This is a genomic window from Ruminococcus sporogenes, from assembly GCF_054655175.1.
The window spans coordinates 560,922-578,682 of sequence record NZ_BAAHOA010000001.1; the positions used below are offsets into that span (position 1 = coordinate 560,922).

19 protein-coding genes are annotated in these 17,761 nt (G+C 39.1%); all 19 read left to right on the plus strand.

Going from position 1 to position 17,761, the window contains the following annotated elements; all coding sequences use genetic code 11:
- Nucleotides 1-12 precede the first annotated feature (12 nt).
- The 19 genes from ACYQ0N_RS03010 to trhA all read left to right on the plus strand — a co-directional run bounded on the left by ACYQ0N_RS03010 (nucleotide 13) and on the right by trhA (nucleotide 17,623).
- Nucleotides 13-420 carry a FliO/MopB family protein gene (locus ACYQ0N_RS03010; protein ID WP_460161822.1) on the plus strand — a complete coding sequence of 136 codons (408 nt, stop codon included), beginning with the start codon at nucleotides 13-15 and terminating at the stop codon, nucleotides 418-420.
- Nucleotides 398-1,216, plus strand: coding sequence for a flagellar type III secretion system pore protein FliP (gene fliP, locus ACYQ0N_RS03015; protein ID WP_177532162.1), 819 nt, complete (start codon nucleotides 398-400; stop codon nucleotides 1,214-1,216). The genes ACYQ0N_RS03010 and fliP overlap by 23 nt, the downstream gene beginning before the upstream one ends.
- A 12-nt stretch (nucleotides 1,217-1,228) precedes the next feature.
- Nucleotides 1,229-1,492 carry a flagellar biosynthesis protein FliQ gene (fliQ, locus tag ACYQ0N_RS03020; RefSeq protein WP_177532161.1) on the plus strand — a complete coding sequence of 88 codons (264 nt, stop codon included), beginning with the start codon at nucleotides 1,229-1,231 and terminating at the stop codon, nucleotides 1,490-1,492.
- A 10-nt stretch (nucleotides 1,493-1,502) separates the two neighbouring features.
- The gene (locus tag ACYQ0N_RS03025; protein WP_460161823.1) at nucleotides 1,503-2,285 is read left to right on the plus strand and encodes a flagellar biosynthetic protein FliR; all 783 of its coding nucleotides are present in this window, start codon (nucleotides 1,503-1,505) and stop codon (nucleotides 2,283-2,285) included.
- Nucleotides 2,286-2,311: 26 nt separating this feature from the next.
- Nucleotides 2,312-3,388, plus strand: coding sequence for a flagellar biosynthesis protein FlhB (gene flhB, locus ACYQ0N_RS03030; protein ID WP_460161824.1), 1,077 nt, complete (start codon nucleotides 2,312-2,314; stop codon nucleotides 3,386-3,388).
- A complete protein-coding gene (gene flhA, locus ACYQ0N_RS03035; RefSeq protein WP_460161825.1) occupies nucleotides 3,385-5,439 on the plus strand; it encodes a flagellar biosynthesis protein FlhA in 2,055 nt (684 codons plus the stop codon). Before flhB ends, flhA begins: the two co-directional genes overlap by 4 nt.
- A gap of 67 nt (nucleotides 5,440-5,506) precedes the next feature.
- Nucleotides 5,507-6,289, plus strand: coding sequence for a sigma-70 family RNA polymerase sigma factor (locus ACYQ0N_RS03040; protein WP_177532159.1), 783 nt, complete (start codon nucleotides 5,507-5,509; stop codon nucleotides 6,287-6,289).
- 19 nt (nucleotides 6,290-6,308) lie between these two features.
- The gene (locus tag ACYQ0N_RS03045; protein ID WP_460161826.1) at nucleotides 6,309-7,046 is read left to right on the plus strand and encodes a flagellar hook-basal body protein; all 738 of its coding nucleotides are present in this window, start codon (nucleotides 6,309-6,311) and stop codon (nucleotides 7,044-7,046) included.
- Between the two features lie 19 nt (nucleotides 7,047-7,065).
- Entirely contained in the window at nucleotides 7,066-7,818 is a 753-nt protein-coding gene (locus ACYQ0N_RS03050) for a flagellar hook-basal body protein (RefSeq protein ID WP_460161827.1), read from the plus strand.
- A 22-nt stretch (nucleotides 7,819-7,840) separates the two neighbouring features.
- Entirely contained in the window at nucleotides 7,841-9,250 is a 1,410-nt protein-coding gene (locus tag ACYQ0N_RS03055) for a hypothetical protein (RefSeq protein WP_177532156.1), read from the plus strand.
- Complete coding sequence (locus ACYQ0N_RS03060) at nucleotides 9,237-9,527, plus strand: EscU/YscU/HrcU family type III secretion system export apparatus switch protein (protein ID WP_177532155.1); 291 nt, start codon at nucleotides 9,237-9,239, stop codon at nucleotides 9,525-9,527. The genes ACYQ0N_RS03055 and ACYQ0N_RS03060 overlap by 14 nt, the downstream gene beginning before the upstream one ends.
- Nucleotides 9,528-9,545: 18 nt before the next feature.
- Nucleotides 9,546-10,187, plus strand: coding sequence for a PilZ domain-containing protein (locus ACYQ0N_RS03065; RefSeq protein ID WP_177532154.1), 642 nt, complete (start codon nucleotides 9,546-9,548; stop codon nucleotides 10,185-10,187).
- Between the two features lie 15 nt (nucleotides 10,188-10,202).
- Nucleotides 10,203-12,053, plus strand: coding sequence for a DUF342 domain-containing protein (locus tag ACYQ0N_RS03070; protein WP_460161828.1), 1,851 nt, complete (start codon nucleotides 10,203-10,205; stop codon nucleotides 12,051-12,053).
- 219 nt (nucleotides 12,054-12,272) lie between these two features.
- A complete protein-coding gene (locus ACYQ0N_RS03075; RefSeq protein WP_460161829.1) occupies nucleotides 12,273-13,367 on the plus strand; it encodes a flagellin N-terminal helical domain-containing protein in 1,095 nt (364 codons plus the stop codon).
- A 137-nt stretch (nucleotides 13,368-13,504) separates the two neighbouring features.
- On the plus strand, nucleotides 13,505-15,481 hold the full coding sequence (locus ACYQ0N_RS03080; protein WP_460161830.1) for a tetratricopeptide repeat-containing glycosyltransferase family 2 protein: 1,977 nt from the start codon (nucleotides 13,505-13,507) through the stop codon (nucleotides 15,479-15,481).
- A gap of 1 nt (nucleotide 15,482) precedes the next feature.
- Nucleotides 15,483-15,947 carry a hypothetical protein gene (locus ACYQ0N_RS03085; RefSeq protein WP_177532151.1) on the plus strand — a complete coding sequence of 155 codons (465 nt, stop codon included), beginning with the start codon at nucleotides 15,483-15,485 and terminating at the stop codon, nucleotides 15,945-15,947.
- Nucleotides 15,948-16,067: 120 nt separating this feature from the next.
- On the plus strand, nucleotides 16,068-16,352 hold the full coding sequence (gene spoIIID, locus ACYQ0N_RS03090) for a sporulation transcriptional regulator SpoIIID (protein WP_177532150.1): 285 nt from the start codon (nucleotides 16,068-16,070) through the stop codon (nucleotides 16,350-16,352).
- Nucleotides 16,353-16,626: 274 nt separating this feature from the next.
- Nucleotides 16,627-16,863 (plus strand): hypothetical protein, encoded by a 237-nt coding sequence (locus ACYQ0N_RS03095; protein ID WP_177532149.1) that lies wholly within the window; start codon nucleotides 16,627-16,629, stop codon nucleotides 16,861-16,863.
- 109 nt (nucleotides 16,864-16,972) lie between these two features.
- Nucleotides 16,973-17,623, plus strand: coding sequence for a PAQR family membrane homeostasis protein TrhA (gene trhA, locus ACYQ0N_RS03100; protein WP_460161831.1), 651 nt, complete (start codon nucleotides 16,973-16,975; stop codon nucleotides 17,621-17,623).
- Nucleotides 17,624-17,761 lie beyond the last annotated feature (138 nt).

Genomic DNA, 17,761 nt, shown 5'->3' on the forward strand with positions numbered 1-17,761 from the left:
TGGAGAATTTTTGTGGAAGGTAAATCAATAATAGGCCAGATCGGCGTTGTATTTGGCACGCTGCTTGCGATTGCTGTAATTCTTTATTTGGCCTATGCTGCTACGAAGCTTTTGGGAAAACGCTTTTCCGTTAGGGGAGGCGGCAGTAAAAAAATCAAAATATTAGACAGCGTTTCTGTCGGACAGGGCAAAACTATCTTAATCGTTCAGACCGGAGGCAAAACCTTTCTTATAGGCTCGGGGCAGGATATAAATCTTATAAGCGAGCTTGACAGCAACGAGTTCTTATGCGACGGCGATGTCTTGCAGCCTCAAACCATGGATTTTAAAACGGCGTTTAAAAAGGTGCTGGAAAATAATTTCGGCAGAAAAAACAGTAACAAAGAGGAGAATGAGAATGGCGGCAGTGATAAGAAATAAAGCTGCAAAGAAAAAGCTTTTAAAATATATTATCTGCTTTATTATCTGCCTTGCGGTTGTTATAGTTTCCTTTAGTTTCCTTGCCGCTTCTGTATCGGCGGAGTCTTCAATTACGCTTGATATTAGTTCCGGTGAAGCGGACGAAAATTCAAGTGTACTTGATATACTTTTTTTGCTGGCGTTTCTGGCGCTGATACCGTCGTTTTTATTAATGATGACATCCTTTGTCAGGATTATTATCGCTCTTTCATTTTTAAGAAACGCTATTGGTACACAGACTTCACCTCCTAATCAGGTGCTAATAGGACTGGCTTTGTTTCTTTCATTATTTATAATGTTTCCTGTTTTAAAGGAAATAAAGCAAGATGCTTACGATCCGTATAAATCGGGAGAAATTACTATGGAGGAGGCAATAGCCGAGGGCTCCAGACCGCTTAAAACATTTATGCTCAAGCAGGTTTACGAGGCGGATCTTGATATGTTTATGAGCCTTGCCGACAGCCGCGGAATTATTGATTCGTCGGAATATACCAGTCAGGAGGATCTTCAGAATCTTAGTCTGGCTGTCGTTGTGCCGTCGTTTATAACCAGCGAGCTTAAAAGAGCGTTTCTTATCGGATTTCTGCTTTACATACCGTTCCTTCTCATAGACCTTATAGTGTCAAGCACTCTTATGTCAATGGGTATGGTTATGCTGCCGCCGACAACGATTTCCCTTCCGTTTAAGCTTATGCTTTTTATTGTAGTAGACGGCTGGAATCTGCTGTTTGAATCGTTGATAATAAGCTTCAGATAGGAGTGTGTGTAAATGGATCAGGGAGAAGTTCTTCAAATATTCCGTTCGGCAATGTATGTCGGACTTGAAATCGCCGCCCCGCTGCTGATAGTGAGTATAGTAATAGGGCTTATTATTGCAATATTTCAGGCGGCTACGCAGATTCATGAGCAGACGCTTACGTTTGTGCCGAAAATTCTGGTGCTTGCCGTGATGCTTCTCGTTCTTGGTTCATGGATGATGACTACATTTTCGGAATTTTTTAATCAGATCTTTGATATGATTGCCGGAATCTGAGGTAAAGGGTTTGGGAGAGCTTAGTTTAATTCTCAATAACATTGATTTATATATGCTTGTTTTTGCAAGGATGGCAGGTATAATTCTGTTCAATCCTCTGCTTTCAAGGAATAGTATTCCTGCGGCGCTCAGAACGGCGATTGCATTCGGGGTTACTATTTTGATAACGCCTATGGTACCTATTCCCGCGGGATATGATTCCGGAGCCATTGATTTTCTTCTTTACTTCGGAAAGGAAATTTTCATAGGATTTCTTCTCGGATACGTATTCAATGTTTTTTATTATATGCTTATAACGGCGGGAGATATATTGGATATGAATTTCGGCTTTGCGATGGCCAAGATTTTCGATCCGGCAACGAATATTCAGTCGGCGTTTACCGCCAATATATTGAATCTCCTGTTTATTTTATATTTTTTTGCAACCAATAGTCATCTTGTTCTGATAGAGCTTGCCGTGTCTTCATATGATTTGTTTTCCGTTGGAGCCGGCGGATTATCGCTGCTATCAGCGGCGGAATTTGCAGTTGATATATTCGGAGCTGTTTTCGGTTTGGCTTTAAGACTTGCGATACCGTTTATAGCCGTTGAATTTATTCTGGAAATATCTATGGGTATACTTATGAAGCTTATCCCTCAGATACATGTGTTCGTAATCGAATTCCAGTTTAAAATACTTCTGGCTATACTTCTTCTTTATGTATTGGCGAATCCTATATCAGTTTTTATAGATAATTATATATTGATTATGTTTGATTATATGCACGACGCATTACAAGCTGCGTCCGGCTGAAATTGAATTAAAAGGGGGAATGAGGCTTGCCGGATTCATCGGAAGAAAAAACCGAGAAAGCCACTCCGAAAAAGCGTTCTGACCAAAGAAAAGAAGGCAACATTTTTCAGAGTAAGGAAGTAATAATAGCCTTTTCCCTAATTGTAACCTTTGTTGCATTTCGGCTGCTTTTTCCTTTAGTGAAAAGCTCGCTGACCGATGCGATAAAATCATATTTCAGTCTGGCCGGAACACAGGAAACACTTGAAATTTCAGATACAACTCAGCTTTTTATAAGCGGCTGTATAGTTTTTGCAAAAGCGGCTTTGCCGATGCTTTTGATTGCCGCTGCCGCCGCAGTGACAGCGGCGATTGTTCAGACGAAGGGACTGGTTTCTTTCAAGGCCATTAAGCCGAAATTCAGCAGGATGAATCCATTGAGCGGACTGAAAAATATGATTTCGCTCAAGGGAATGGTAGAGCTTTTAAAATCAATACTTAAAATAATTCTGCTTTTTTATATTATATATTTATGTATTAGAAGTGAATTGAATGTTCTTCCGAAAATGATAGACATGTCCGTAAATGAAGCGACTTCATCTATCGGTTCTGTTCTTTGGAATATTATCGTAAAGGTTTCGATTGCTTTTGCATTTGTAGCCGGCTTTGATTATCTTTATCAGCGCTGGAGCTATGAAAAAAATCTTCGTATGACCAAGCAGGAAATTAAGGAAGAATTTAAAATGACAGAAGGCGATCCGAAAATAAAGGGGCAGATTAAGCAGAAGCAGCAGGCTATGTCGAGACGCAGGATGATGCAGGCAGTGCCGGAAGCAGACGTTGTAATAAGAAACCCTACCCACTTTGCCGTTGCGCTTAAATATGACACAGAGAAAAACAATGCGCCCGTAGTAATTGCAAAGGGTCAGGATCAGTTAGCGCTGAAAATAGTTGAAATAGCTAAAGAGCACGATATAGTCGTAATGGAAAATAAACCTCTTGCGAGAGCGCTTTATGCCGAGGTAGATCTGGACAGGGAGATTCCGTCAGAGTTTTATAATGCGGTAGCCGAGGTTCTCGCTTATGTATACAGCTTAAAGGAAAAGGATTTGAGAAGGTCTTGAAGAAAATATTAAAATTAATGAATAATGCAGTCGCGGCATTTGTCGTTTTAGTAGTATTCCTTTTGATTATACCGCTGCCGACGGCAATTTTGGACTTTATGTTCATTATGCAGCTGGGACTTTCGCTTGTTATTCTTCTGATGACGATGTATGTAAAGGAAGTACTGGAGTTTTCAGTTTTTCCTACTCTGCTTCTTGTTACTACAATGCTGAGGCTCGGTCTTAATATTTCATCTACCCGTTCGATTCTTACAAACAACGGATATGCCGGAGAGGTTGTAAAGGTATTCGGTCAGTTTGTAATACGCGGCGACGTAGTGGTAGGTCTTGTTATATTCCTTATTATAGTTTTGGTTCAGTTTCTTGTTATCACAAAGGGCGCTGAGCGTGTGGCCGAAGTGTCCGCGCGTTTTACACTGGACGCCATGCCCGGAAAGCAGATGGCAATTGACGCCGATCTCAGTTCAGGGCTTATAGACGAGCAGACCGCAAGGTTACGGCGTTCAAACATACAGCGTGAAGCGAGCTTTTATGGAGCTATGGACGGTGCGTCTAAGTTTGTAAAGGGAGACGCGATAATGTCGATTGTGGTTACTTTTATCAACCTGATCGGCGGTATAGTTATAGGCTTGATAAACGGCGGAAGCTTCGGCGACGTTATCAGTACATACAGTGTCGCCACCGTCGGCGATGGGCTTATGTCTCAGATCCCGGCGCTGCTGATATCGGTTTCAACGGGTATGATTGTAACTCGTTCCGCTTCCGAATCAAATATGAACGATGATTTTTCGAAGCAGTTTCTATCTCAGCCGAGAGTGCTTTTTCTTGCCGGAATCGCCTTGCTTTTTCTTATTTTTATCGGTTTCCCTCCGCTGCAGCTTATATTGCTGTCGGCAATTCTTATTACAGTTTCAGTTATGCTTACAAGACGTGCCAAGCAGCTCGTTCCGGAAACTCCTGAGGAGGAATTGCCCGAAGAGCATATTACCAGCGAGGCGGAGTATTACAGAAATATTGATAATCTCTATGAGCTTTTAAATGTTGAGCAGATTAAAATAGAATTCGGCTACAGTCTTATACCTCTGGTAGACGAAAACAGCGGCGGAAATTTTCTCGATCGTGTAGTTATGTTCAGAAAACAGTATGCTATGGAAATGGGTATTGTAATACCCCCTGTTCAGCTTAAGGACAGCGGTCAGATAAACCCGAATCAGTATTCCATATGTATAAAGGGCGAGGAGGTTGCTCGGGGCGATATTCTGGTCGATCATTTTCTTGCGCTCGCTCCGTCTGAGGAGGAGGATACGGTTGACGGCATAGATACGATAGAGCCGGCGTTCGGAATAAAGGCTAAATGGATCAGCGACGATAAAAAGGTTAAAGCGGAGCTGCTGGGTTATACTCTGATAGATCCTGTTTCCGTGATAATCACTCATCTTTCAGAGATAATAAAGGCTCATGCATATGAGCTTCTAAACCGTTCAGAAATAAACAATATGCTTGAAAATCTCAAGAAGGCCAACGAGGCTATCGTCAATGATACTATTCCGGCGGCAATTACTGTCGGAGAGCTGCAGAAGGTGCTGTGCCGGCTTTTACAGGAGCAGGTGCCTGTCAGAGATCTTGAAACTATCCTTGAGACGCTGGGAGATTACGGTCCGAAAATCAAGGATACAGATATGCTTACAGAATATGTCCGTCAGTCTCTTAAACGTACAATCTCTCATAAATTTGCAGAAGCTGGTCAGCTTAAAGTTATCAGTCTGGACGCTCAGGTTGAAAATCTTATTATGGGTTCGGTCAAGAAAATGGACAACGGCTCATATCTTGCGCTTGATCAGGACAGTATACAGAAAATCGTTATCGCTTCGACTGAACAGATAGAAAAAATACGCGATCTAATACCTTCGCCGGTTATACTTACATCTCCGATTGTCAGGATATATTTTAAAAAGCTGATCGATCAGTTCTGTCCTAATGTCAACGTACTTTCATTTAACGAAATAGATACAAATATACAGATACAGGCTTTGGGTACTATTGAAATATGATTTTTTTGAATGTATTACTTGTCAAACATCGGTTTTTACTGTATAATATATTAAAAGGGGGCTGAAAATGATTAATTTATCGGAAAAAGAAAAGCTTACCGATGAGGAATTTGCAGCTCTTTATAATGAATATAAAACAAGCGGTAATATTGCGTTAAGAAACAGGCTTGTTATGGCATACAGCTATATAGCGCAGGTATCGGCATTTCAGCTAAGAGGAATAGCTGATACTACCGCTCAGGTTGAGGATATGATAAATCAGGGTATCGTTACTCTGATTGACTGCATTGACAGATATGATATTTCAAAGGGAATAAGATTTGAGTCATATGCATATATGAGAGTCAGAGGGGGAATTATTGACCTTATAAGAAAACAGGATTGGATTCCCCGCAGAGTAAGAGTCAATGCAAAGGAGATTAACAGGACTGCAAGCGAGCTTGCGAATATGCTTGGACGAGAGCCTACTCAGCAGGAAATAGCGGACAAGATGGGTATTGATATTCAGAAGCTTCGCAAATATAATGCTGAAATATCAAATGCCGCCGTTTATTCCTTTGAAGAGCTTATTCAAAATGTTTCCCAGATGGGAGGCGCGCTGGAAAACAGTTCAGCGGATGACATTACTCCCGAGCGTAATCTTCTCAGGGAAGAGCTTAGAAAGGTTCTTAAAGAGGCGATAGAAAACCTTTCAGAACGCGAGCGTCTGGTTATAACTCTTTATTATTTTGAAAATTTGAATCTTTCTGATATATCAAAGGTTATGGAAGTAAGCGTTCAGAGGGTTTCGCAAATAAATACGCGGGCTGTTACAAAGCTGCGTGATTGTCTTAAGGATTATTTGTTTTAGATATTGAAAGGAAAAAATTATGTTAGCAGGATTTTATACCGCTGCTTCCGGTATTCTGGTGCAGCAGAGGAATATTAATGTTATTGGTAATAATATGACTAATTCTCAAACGGTTGGCTATAGAAGCCAGCGTGTTATGCAGTCCACATTTGAACATAATTTTCTTACTAAATATGAGGACGGCAAGTATAAGTATATAGGCGAAGGGGATCCGGCGACTCTTGTTGACGAGGTTGAAACTAATTTCAACGCTTCTTCTCTTGAAGATACCGATAGTCCCTTTGATATGGCCATAGCAGGAGAGGGCTATTTTAATATACGCGGTGAGAACAGACAATACATGACCAGAAACGGAAACTTTAACATAGATGAAGAAGGTTATCTGGTACTTGACGGTGTAGGAAGAGTCATGGGCGAAAGCGGAGATCTGCTGATAGGCGGATCGGATTTCACTGTTACTAAGGAAGGGTATGTATTCGACGCAAATAATCAATATTTAGATAAATTACTTATTACAAGAGTAGCGGAAGGCTCAGAGCTGAAAAAATATCCAAACGGAATGTTCAGTACGGACAGGGCAAATATTGTTGACGATTCGGATATTTATCAGAAAACGCTTGAGCGTTCAAACGTTGATATGAATCAGGAGTATACTCGTCTTATCGAGGCTCAGAGAAATCTTCAGGCATGCGCTACCGCTCTTTCGACTGTAGACGCAATGAACGCTAAGGCTGCTACTCTTTCCAGTATAGCCTGAAACGAGAGGAATATGAATTATGAATAATGCTTTTTATACGGGTGCGTCGGGACTGAGAGCGCATCAGACGGCAATTGATATTACGTCGCATAATCTTACCAACAGCAATACATACGGCTATAAGGCGACAAAACCTGAGTTTCGAGAGCTTCTTAATAATAATATGGACATAAACAAGAACAGGGAGCTTGGAGAAAATGAAAAGATACTTAAAGGACACGGAGTAAAAATGTCAAATCAGGATCTGCTGTTTACTCAGGGCGCGTTTTATAATACGGGATATCAGCTTGATTACGCCATTCAGGGCGACGGACTTTTTGCGCTGGACCGCGGCGGTGAAATTGAATATACCAGAAACGGTTCCTTTGGTTTAAGTATCGAGGGGGAGAATGCTTACATTGTTTCCGGAGACGGGGCTTATGTTCTTGACCATAATTACAACCGGATTGCAGTTCCGTATAATCAGGGTTCAAACGTTATAAACAGTCAGGGACTTTCAGACAGGCTGGGAGTGTTTACCTTTTCAAATCCATATGGCTTAAGACGTCTTGACAATGCAAGTTTTCAGCCGACTGATATTTCAGGAGACGCTGAAAATGCGGCTGACGGCGATTATAATATATTTGAACAGACGCTTGAGCGTTCAAACGTGGACGTGGCAAAGGAGTTTGCCGACGTTATCGTTTCACAGAAAGCTTACCAGTTTTCAGCAAGAGTAGTTTCTACAGCAGATGAAATAGAACAGGTTGCTAACAGCCTGAGAAAGCAGTGATAGTTATTTAGGGGGCGGGATTATGGCTGATATGATAAGGGCGGCAACGCCTATTACAAATAAAAATATTGTTCAGCCCCTGCGTGAGCATCATGACGCGGATATTGCCCCCTTTGATTTACAGGATCCTTCAAAAATTGTAAAGGCTCTTCCGGATTCAGAGCTGCTAAAACAAAATACCGGTAATATAGAAAAGCAGACAGCTCCTGAAATCCTTATGGATTTATTAAAGGATCCGTCTGTTACTGTTAATTTTATAAAAAATATACTAATGCTGCAAGAGATCGTCGGATTGATTTCTATGCAGAACGCCCCTGTTACAGAAGAAATCGAACAGCTATTTTCGCAGTTGGCTGTTAAACCGGAAAATCTTCCCGAGGAACTAATAAGGCAGGAAAATTCGTCTACTGCGTTTAAGGGTGAATTGTTCGATTTTTTGCGTAACATGGTAAAGGAAAATCCGTCTCCGGAATTGAAAAATGCAGTTATTAATGTGCTTAAGGCGGTTAATTCGGAAAATACGAAGCAGGAAGTGCTCAAGGCTCTTTCAGGAACTATGAAATATCTTTCTGAAACGCTGTCGCCGAATAAAGAACTGTCCGACAGACTTGCAAATCTTTCCGCAAGATTCCGTTCTGAAAGCGCGGACGCGGAATTTCCGGTATTAAAGCATGAAACCGCTCTTGCAATGCAGGATATAGAAAAAAGCATAATGTTTTCTAAAAAGCTTTCTTGTCTTACGTCTATGGTTACATATAATCTTTCAAGATATAATACAAATTCATCTTTTCTCAAAGACGCGGCAAGCGAATTTCTTATGTTTATACCGGAGGATACTAAAAGAGCCGGATTTCTTCAGAAGCTTTATAACAGTATTTCAGGACATGGAGTAAAAACCGGTAATTCAAGGGTTCTTGACGTGCTGATTAAAATCCTTGAAAAACAGACCGATAGCGAGAGCGTTATGCAAATGAAGGGAGAAAGCGTGGAAAGCGTTATACACAGTCTCTTGTCATCGCCGAGCAACTTTACTCCTTTGCTGCATTTTATAGCGCCGATTGACGACGGTCAGTCTAAGGCCTTTGGAGAAATGTGGATAAATCCTGATGAGGATAACGGCGCATCTTCAAAAAATCAGTCCGGAGATCGTCAAAGAACAATTCATATGTTTCTGGTATTCGATATTCCGGATATCGGAAGATTTGAAACAGAGCTTTATGTAAGGGACAAGAAAATTGATCTGTCGCTTATGTGTCCTGCGGTAATGCAGGAGAAATTCAATTCGCTATCAGCGCAGCTTAAGGAAAGTATAAGCTTTTCAGATTACAGTTTTAATGATATAAGAGTTTCAAGGCTTGAAAAATCGCGCTCTTTGATTGAGGTTTTTCCGACGCTTCCGCAGAAAAGGACTGGGATTAATGTTAGAATTTAACCGAAAAAATAAAGCTGTAGCTTTAAAATACAATGCCGACGTTGATAAGGCTCCTGTTATTATAGCTTCCGGTTCGGGAGATATAGCTAATAAGATAATCGATATAGCAGAGCAGAACGGAATACCGGTATATAGGGACGACAGCGCGTCCTCGCTTATGTGTATGCTTGAAGTGGGAAACAGTATTCCTCCTGAATTATACGAGGTTATTGCTGCGATATATTGCCAGCTTCTGAAGGCTTCAAAGGATATAAAAACAGTTAATTCTGAAAAATAAACAATCGGAGGTTTCATTATGGCTGAATTACCAATGCCAAAGGATTATGAAGGATCTGTATGCGAAATAAAAACTATGGAGAATGAACTGATAGCTATTGGAAAAATAAAAGAGATCTCTCAAAAATATATTAAGATAAATAATGAAAAAAAGGAATTGCAGATAGTAGATTACGGAACATCAATTAAGGTGAATGTATTTAACGGTAAAAATGGATTCAGAGTTCTTGTGGGCAATGTTTATACCTCGACTAAAAGCGATATGAGCGTTGATAATGTAATTAACCTTGTAGACAAGGAAAGAAGAAACTTTTTCCGAGTGGACATGGAAATATCGGCAAAAGTCGTATTTAAAAAAACCGCTATGGATATGTATCCCACAGAGGCCGACGTTACAATAATGGATATGAGCCTTAGCGGACTGAGATTTAAAACACCGTATACTTTTTCTGAAAATCATACTTTATCTATAGAGCTAAATCTTAATAAAAATAAAAATTCCTGCTTTCAATGCAGGATATTGAGAATAATAGGATTTGAAAACGGAGAATATCAGTATGGATGCGAATTTGTATACAGTAAATCGGAGGACGCCGATTTGCTTTGTTCGTTCCTATTTAAAAAGCAGAGGGAATTTCTTAACAATAGAAATAGCCTGTAAAGGTGGGATGATATTATGAGCCTGTTTAAAAAGTTCAGAAAAAAACGCGAGACATCCGATAAAAAGGAAGAAATTTCAGAAGGCGGCTTATCAGAGCAGGACGCCGGAAAGAAGCAGGCGGTAAAGACTGCGGATAGTAATGAATCAAAGAATATATATATATTGAATCCGAGACTGGCAATAAAGAAAAAAACTCCGATATACGATTTGTGGAAAATCTATCATTCCTCAAACGGTTTAATCGAAAGCTTTTCGCCTCTTGAATATATTGAAAAGACTATAATTAGAGCAAAGGAGCAGATGGGCGGCGAAGAAGAGTTTAACGGTCTGGATATTAACGAAACGGAGCTTTTGAGGTTTATACAGGAGATCCAGAAACGTTCCGAGGTAATATTAAACGGTATCAAAGCTGAAAAATCCTCGGCTTCCGGTGGTGATAACGGCGGCAGAATGAATTCGACTCCTTTGAATGCAGAGCCTTTTCTTTATATGACAAATAATAAGCTTAGATTATGGATTTTCGTTTTCGGACCATTGAACGGCGGATCTGATGTATCGTCGGAGCAGATCAGGCTTAAGCTTGAAGAAATGAATGTCAGATACGGAGCTAAAGATGGGGTCATAAATAAAATTGCTGAAAATAAGATTTATTTTAAAATAATTGAAATTGCTAAGGGTAAAGAAGCGGTAAACGGTAAGGACGGTTCAGTTAAAAACCTTTATTCGAAAACGAGAAATAAGATTAATATTAAGGAAGATATTCAGGGGAATGTAAATTATAAAGAATTGAATATGATTCAGAGCATACATAAGGGAGATGTTATCTGCCAAATAACGCCTCCTACCCTTTCCGTTAACGGAGTATCGGTAACAGGAGAGCCGATTAAAGGTAAGGACGGAAAGCCGCCGCATATTCCCGTTGGCAAAAATACGGTTTTATCTGAGGATAAAACAAAGCTGCTGGCAGATATAGACGGAGAAGTAGTGTATGAAGGAAACAAGTTTAATGTAAAGAATCTGTTGACTATTAATCATGACGTTGACAATTCAATCGGAAATATTGATTTTACCGGTGATATACTTATAAAGGGCGACGTCAGAGAAGGCTATTCTGTAAAAGCCGAAGGTGACGTTACAATTTTTGGTACAGTAGAGGGCGCAACGGTTATTGCCGGAGGCGATCTTACGATAGAAAGAGGAATGACAGGCGGCAATAAGGGAGTAATTGAAACACAGGGTATTCTGAAATGCCGTTATCTTGAAAACTGCCGGGTATACGCCAAGGGCGGCATAGAGGCTGAGCAGATTATGTACAGCGCTCTTTCAACGGACGATAGTATTATAATTAAAGGAAGAAAAGGCTCTGTGACAGGCGGTAAGCTGATTGCCGGCAGATCTATTGAAGCAGTTTCTATCGGTACGCCCCTTAACGGTAATCTTAGGACTGAAATCGTTCTTGGGGCTGTTCCGGAGCTTATCATGGAAGAAAAACGAATACAAACGCATCTTGACGATGTTCAGGAAAATATTTTCAAAACAGCTCAGGATATAAAATATCTTGAAAGCAATATTGAAAACGTTAACGTCGAACGCAAGGAACTTCTGAAAAATCTGAAGTTTCAATATCAGATTATGAATATGCAGAAGATGAAATATGAATCCTCGCTAGAAAAAATTAAGCGGAAAATTCAAAGCAACACTGAGATGTGCAGCTTAAAATGCAGTAATATATACCCTATTATTAATTTGAACGTTTGCGGAAGCTCATATACCCTTGATATGGAATTGAAGGAATGCTCAATTGCAAGGAAAAACGATAAGACTTATATTATGAGTCCGAATTTGAAAGAAGCAATAGTGTTTTAAGCAATATGCACAAAATATTCTTGTAAATGTTATGGAATATTTGCCATTTACTTTTTCGGTTAACGGACGATATATATAATATAAGCAACAAAACGTTTGGCAGCCCTTGAAGGAAGGGCCCTCCCGAAAAGGGCTGCGCGATTTAATTGCTGTTAAATTTTCTCATAAATTTACGGAAACAGGGAAGTTTCTGAATTAATTTAACATGGAGGTATTGTTATGGGAATGGTAGTTAGAACTAATATGATGGCTATTAACGCCAACAGAAATTTAGGCAAAAACAACAAGGGCGTTTCAGGTTCTCTTGAAAAGCTGGCTTCCGGTTTCAGAATTAACCGTGCAGGCGACGACGCTTCAGGTCTTGCTATTTCAGAAAAAATGAAGGCTCAGATTAAGGCGTTGGGTACTGCTTCAGATAACTGTGAAGACGGTATTTCTCTTATCCAGACCGCTGAAGGATATATGACTGAAATTCACGACATGCTTAACAGAATGGTTGAGCTTTCTGAAAAATCAGCTAACGGTATTAATGAGGACAGCGGCAATACAGGCGGTTCAGCTTATGGTGTAAGCGGCGGCGTTCAGAATGCTGGAACAGACAGAGCTGCTCTTCAGGCTGAAATGGATCAGCTTTCAGCTGAAATCGACAGAATTGCTATGACAGCTAATTTCAACGGAAACAAGCTTCTCAACGGTGCTCTTGACAAGAATACAGTTTCTATCATCAATGAAGACGGAACTGCTAAAAACTCTGCCGGTAAGGTTATGACATTCCAAATCGGCGAGACGTCTAATAAGGCTGATAAGCTTTGCGTAAACATCAAGAGAATGACAACTGACAGACTCTTCTCTTCAATGAAGTCTCAGACTGTTATTTCTGCTGATGGTTCTTCAGCTTTAGGCGGTCAGAATCTTACAATCAAGAACGGCGCCGGCGCTACGGCTTCAACAGTTGTTGATGCTACACAAAATGCTTCATCAGGTGTTGCTTCAGCTAACCAGGCTGGTCTTACAATCAATATCAGCGATCAGGCCTTTGCTTCTAAGGCTGCTGAATGCCTCAGAGACGCTATCGATGAAGTATCGCTTCAGAGAGCACAGCTTGGAGCTACACAGAACAGACTTGATTATACAATCAATAACCTTGATACAACTAAGGAAAATATGGAATCAGCTAACAGCCGTATTCGTGATACAGATATGGCTGAAGAGATGATGAAGTATACACAAGGCAACGTTCTTACACAGGCTGCTCAGGCAATGCTTGCACAGGCAAATACACAGCCTCAGAACGTACTTCAGCTTCTCCAGTAATTCATATTTTGAGTATTGAATTTTACTTAATATCGGTAATGAACCGCTCTTGAAAAAGGGCGGTTTATTACTAACTGTTTACATATATGAAAGCTCGTGCGCCTTAGGTTTTCATATATGTAAAAAAGGAGTAATATATGAAATCTAATATAAATAAATCGTCCGGCAATGATATAATTTTATCTATAGGCATGATTGTAAAAAATGAGGAAAAGCACCTTGACAATTGTCTTTCAGCTTTGAAAAGGTTTATGAATCAGATTCCCTGCGAGCTAATTATCGTTGATACCGGTTCTACGGACAGAACGAAGGAAATTGCTTTAAAATATACGGATAAGGTTTATGATTTTGAATGGATAAACGATTTTGCCGCGGCAAGAAATTTTGGTCTTGAAAAAGCAAAAGGCAAATGGTTTATGTTTCTTGATGCAGACGAGTATATGGATGAAGATTGCAGTGAAATGGTTAGCTTTTTTTCGATGCCGGAATTATATGAGAAATATAATTCAGCAAGCTATATCATAAGAAATTATGATGATAATGTTACGAAATCCGCCAATGATTTTTTGGGAAGCCGTCTTATAAAGCTTAAACCCGGCGTGAAATTTGAGGGCGCTATACATGAATATCTCCCCGGCGCTTTACCGCATGGTTACTTCGGTACTGTTTTTCATCATTACGGATATATGAATAACGATCCGGAATATATAAGAAAAAGAAATGAAAGAAATCTGCCGCTCATCTTGAAGGAATATGAAGAAAATCCTGAAGATGTTCGTATGCTCGGAATGCTTCTGGACGCCTTGGATAAGACAAGGGACAAGGTCATATATCTTGAAAAAGCGCTTGAACTTATAAAAAAGCCTGAAAACTTTTTCTGGAGAAATACAATACTTATCAGGGCTATGAGAATTTATTCCAAGGTTAAAGAATATAATAAGGTTTTAAAGCTTTGCAAGCAGTTTTTTGATATAGAGGGTAATGAAGATAACGTAGCAATATTGAACGTTTATTTGCTTCAGGCTGTAGTTTATGAGCAGACTGACGATTATGAAAAGGCTGTAATATCATTTCAGAATTATTTTGACGCATATGACCGATATAAAGACGGAAAGCTGAATACGTTGGAACTGCGTATGATGGTTTTAAGCGGCTGCAATGAATATGAACACGATCAGCAGCTTTTATCTATGATACATTGTTTATGTAAATTGAAAAGGTTTGATGAAGCCCATAAATATATGAATAAAATTGAAATAGATAAAATGCAGGCGCAGGAACTGAGAACTTATCTGGCAAATTATCGTGAGCTTTTAAATGAAAGCAAGAATTATAAGCAGGCGGCAGAGCTGTATCATAATATTTTGTTAATGAATGATAATGATAAAACCGGCTTGATGTTATTTCTGCTGGAAGAATACTATATGAAGCATGAACTGGAACGTGAAAAATTTGCAGAGGATCTGATTAATTCAGGCGTTGAGGGTAAATATATTGATCTTATGAGGCTGGTGCGAGACAGCGTGGAGGGAAAAGATATAGCCGCCGAGTTGACTTTGTTTATAAGCTCTGTGGATTCATGGAAGGATGGATATGCCGAGGCAATATATCTTGCCATGAAATACGATATTGATTTATCGGATGCTATATCGGGTATGTGTCATACGGTATTGAAATCACATTTTCCGATAATTGCGGAAGGACATGCCGATTACGCAGAGGTTGCGGTCAAATATTGTCTGCCGGAAAGGTTTTCAGATACGATCAGACAGCTTTTCTGGATGCTGTCTGCTTTGGAAACGGCAGTTTTATCATCTCAGAAGCTTTATACCGGAGATAAAAAAATATTGTTTGACAGATTTATTGCGGTTCTTGCGGATTATGTAATGAATATATACAATGCGGATCTTTTGAATCCTGAGGATATTGAGGTACTGCCGGAGCTTCATAGGTTTGGGTATTATATGATGCTTGCTGTTAACGCAAAAGAGAATAATGAGAATATTGCGTATATACGTTGTCTTAAGGAAGCCTTGAGTCTTTGTGAGCCGATGAAGGATTTGGTTTCATTTTATCTTGCAGAATTTGAAAATGAATTGAAAAAGCAGGGATAGAATGAAAAGAAAATTATGCTTTACCGCTGCGGCTTTTGTGTTCGTGCTGGGAATTTTTTTGACCTTAACAAGAAAAGATCCAATAGAAAAAAATATCGGTTATGTTTATCTCATATGCGGGGAGAATGAAACAGCTTTGAAGGGATATAAAGTTAGCTCTTTATCAAATAATAGAAAAACAGAATATGAACAAATTGATTTAAAGGAGATTGCAGATAATTTATATGAAATAAGTGTGACGGATAACGATAAGCCGGATATAAAGCTGACGTTTCGAAAGAATTTTACAGGAGCGGTAAAATACGATATATACGACGATAGCTTTAATATAATATCAGAATCTCAGGAAAATATATATTTTTCAGGCAGCGAAAAAGGAAAATATTATATATCTGTCGGTGTAAACTGGGGCAGCAAAAAGGAAAATATTCTTGTTAGATATTATTTTGCTGTTAATATCGGATAGTAACACAAACGCGGTTGACTTTGTCAGCCGCTTTTTTTAATTCTCACTTTAATGCAAGTTAATAATAAAATGAAAAAAATCCGCATATAAATTAACAAAAACTGTATTGGAGTGAGAAGATTGAAAGGTCAGCCAAACGACAGAGCAATAATGTTAGGACAATACATAATTGAGAATAAATCTACCGTAAGAGCGGCGGCAAAGAAATTCGGAATAAGTAAAAGCACTGTTCATAAGGACGTCAGCGAAAGATTGCCTAAAATACAGCCGCAGCTATATCCTGAGGTAAAAAAGGTGCTGGAGCAGAACAAGAAGGAACGTCATATCAGGGGCGGACTTGCAACAAAGAAAAAATATGAGGAGCTTGCGCTGAAACAAAAAAGTTACGGCAGATATCATGATTAACTGCCGTAACTGAATCTATATTAAAAGCATTAAATTCAGGCCGTCATTTCATTCAGCTGTTCTGAGGGCGCATAACGCCACTGAACAAAGCCGCGGTCTGATTTGCTGCTTATTATAGTTTATGCAGAAATCGTTAGAATGCGACAAGGAAAAAAATGTTTAAATATTATTTATAAAATCGTGGTAAAAAAATCCATGATTATATTGTAATTTTTACTAAAATATGCTAAAATAATATTATGGATATAAAAATGTAAAATTATGGAGTGTAAAAATGGGTTTTTATGATGATTTAAATAATGATATTTATTATATTGTCGAAGTTGAAGTAGAAACGGAAAAGCTTTATATGTTTACAAAACGCGTTGCTCTTCACTTTCCGGATATGGGTAAAAAGTTTTTATATAAGCGTTCTGCACAGCGGTATTTCAAAGATTCAGTTTTTGATGAAATGAACTGTAAGCATAAGATCGTCAAATATAGCCGTTTCAGAGAGCAGATAATAGACTGACAACAATATTTAAACTCTATTGACATATTTATAATTTAGATATAGAATTATAGATATAAACTAACGGTTCTATTTTGTCTTAATATAAGCTGTTGGAATGGAGTATAAAATGTCAGGTGAAAAATTAAATAAACGCTACACGCTTGGTGAAGAAATCTTCAACGCCGTTTCTCATGGTGCCGGAGGTTTGCTTTCTATAGCCGGCACAGTTGTATTGATCGCATTGTGCGCGGTTTATTCGGACGCGTGGTCGGTTATAAGCGCATGTGTTTACGGGGCTTCTTTGATTATTCTTTACACAATGTCGACGCTTTATCACGCAATAACAAACGAAAAAGCAAAAAAATTTTTCAGGGTAATGGATCATAATACGATATTTTTTTTGATCGCCGGAACATATACGCCTTTTACACTGGTTACTCTCAGAGGAAAATTGGGCTGGATACTTTTCGGTATTGTATGGGGTTCCGCCCTAATCGGAATTATACTTAATTCCATAGATCTTGAAAAATTCCGTAAGCCTTCGGTAGTTTGCTATATTCTTATGGGCTGGGTTATTATTATTGCAGTTAAACCGATGCTTAATTCATTGCCGGGACTTTCGCTTGTTTTTCTTTTGCTTGGAGGAATATTTTATACAGTGGGCGTAATTTTTTATACATTGAAAAAAATCAAGTGGTTTCATTCGGTGTGGCATTTATTTACCGTTGCCGGAAGCGTACTGCATTATTTTTCAGTGCTTATTGCCTTGTTGAAATAATAATCTGAAATCAAATAAAATCCGCAGATTAATTAAAATATCTGTGGATTTTTTTATTATTATAGAAAAAATGCCGTAAATACGCGGGTGGCTTGATAATCCAGTTAGAAATGGGCACGGTTTTATTTACATTTTCTA

Coding starts and splice junctions, on each gene's coding strand:
- ACYQ0N_RS03070 (WP_460161828.1), top strand. CDS start 10,203: ATGAGCCTGTTTAAAAAGTTCAGAAAAAAACGCGAGACATCCGATAAA.
- trhA (WP_460161831.1), top strand. CDS start 16,973: ATGTCAGGTGAAAAATTAAATAAACGCTACACGCTTGGTGAAGAAATC.
- ACYQ0N_RS03065 (WP_177532154.1), top strand. CDS start 9,546: ATGGCTGAATTACCAATGCCAAAGGATTATGAAGGATCTGTATGCGAA.
- fliQ (WP_177532161.1), top strand. CDS start 1,229: ATGGATCAGGGAGAAGTTCTTCAAATATTCCGTTCGGCAATGTATGTC.
- ACYQ0N_RS03060 (WP_177532155.1), top strand. CDS start 9,237: ATGTTAGAATTTAACCGAAAAAATAAAGCTGTAGCTTTAAAATACAAT.
- ACYQ0N_RS03085 (WP_177532151.1), top strand. CDS start 15,483: ATGAAAAGAAAATTATGCTTTACCGCTGCGGCTTTTGTGTTCGTGCTG.
- ACYQ0N_RS03040 (WP_177532159.1), top strand. CDS start 5,507: ATGATTAATTTATCGGAAAAAGAAAAGCTTACCGATGAGGAATTTGCA.
- ACYQ0N_RS03075 (WP_460161829.1), top strand. CDS start 12,273: ATGGGAATGGTAGTTAGAACTAATATGATGGCTATTAACGCCAACAGA.
- fliP (WP_177532162.1), top strand. CDS start 398: ATGGCGGCAGTGATAAGAAATAAAGCTGCAAAGAAAAAGCTTTTAAAA.
- ACYQ0N_RS03050 (WP_460161827.1), top strand. CDS start 7,066: ATGAATAATGCTTTTTATACGGGTGCGTCGGGACTGAGAGCGCATCAG.
- ACYQ0N_RS03095 (WP_177532149.1), top strand. CDS start 16,627: ATGGGTTTTTATGATGATTTAAATAATGATATTTATTATATTGTCGAA.
- ACYQ0N_RS03055 (WP_177532156.1), top strand. CDS start 7,841: ATGGCTGATATGATAAGGGCGGCAACGCCTATTACAAATAAAAATATT.
- ACYQ0N_RS03080 (WP_460161830.1), top strand. CDS start 13,505: ATGAAATCTAATATAAATAAATCGTCCGGCAATGATATAATTTTATCT.
- ACYQ0N_RS03045 (WP_460161826.1), top strand. CDS start 6,309: ATGTTAGCAGGATTTTATACCGCTGCTTCCGGTATTCTGGTGCAGCAG.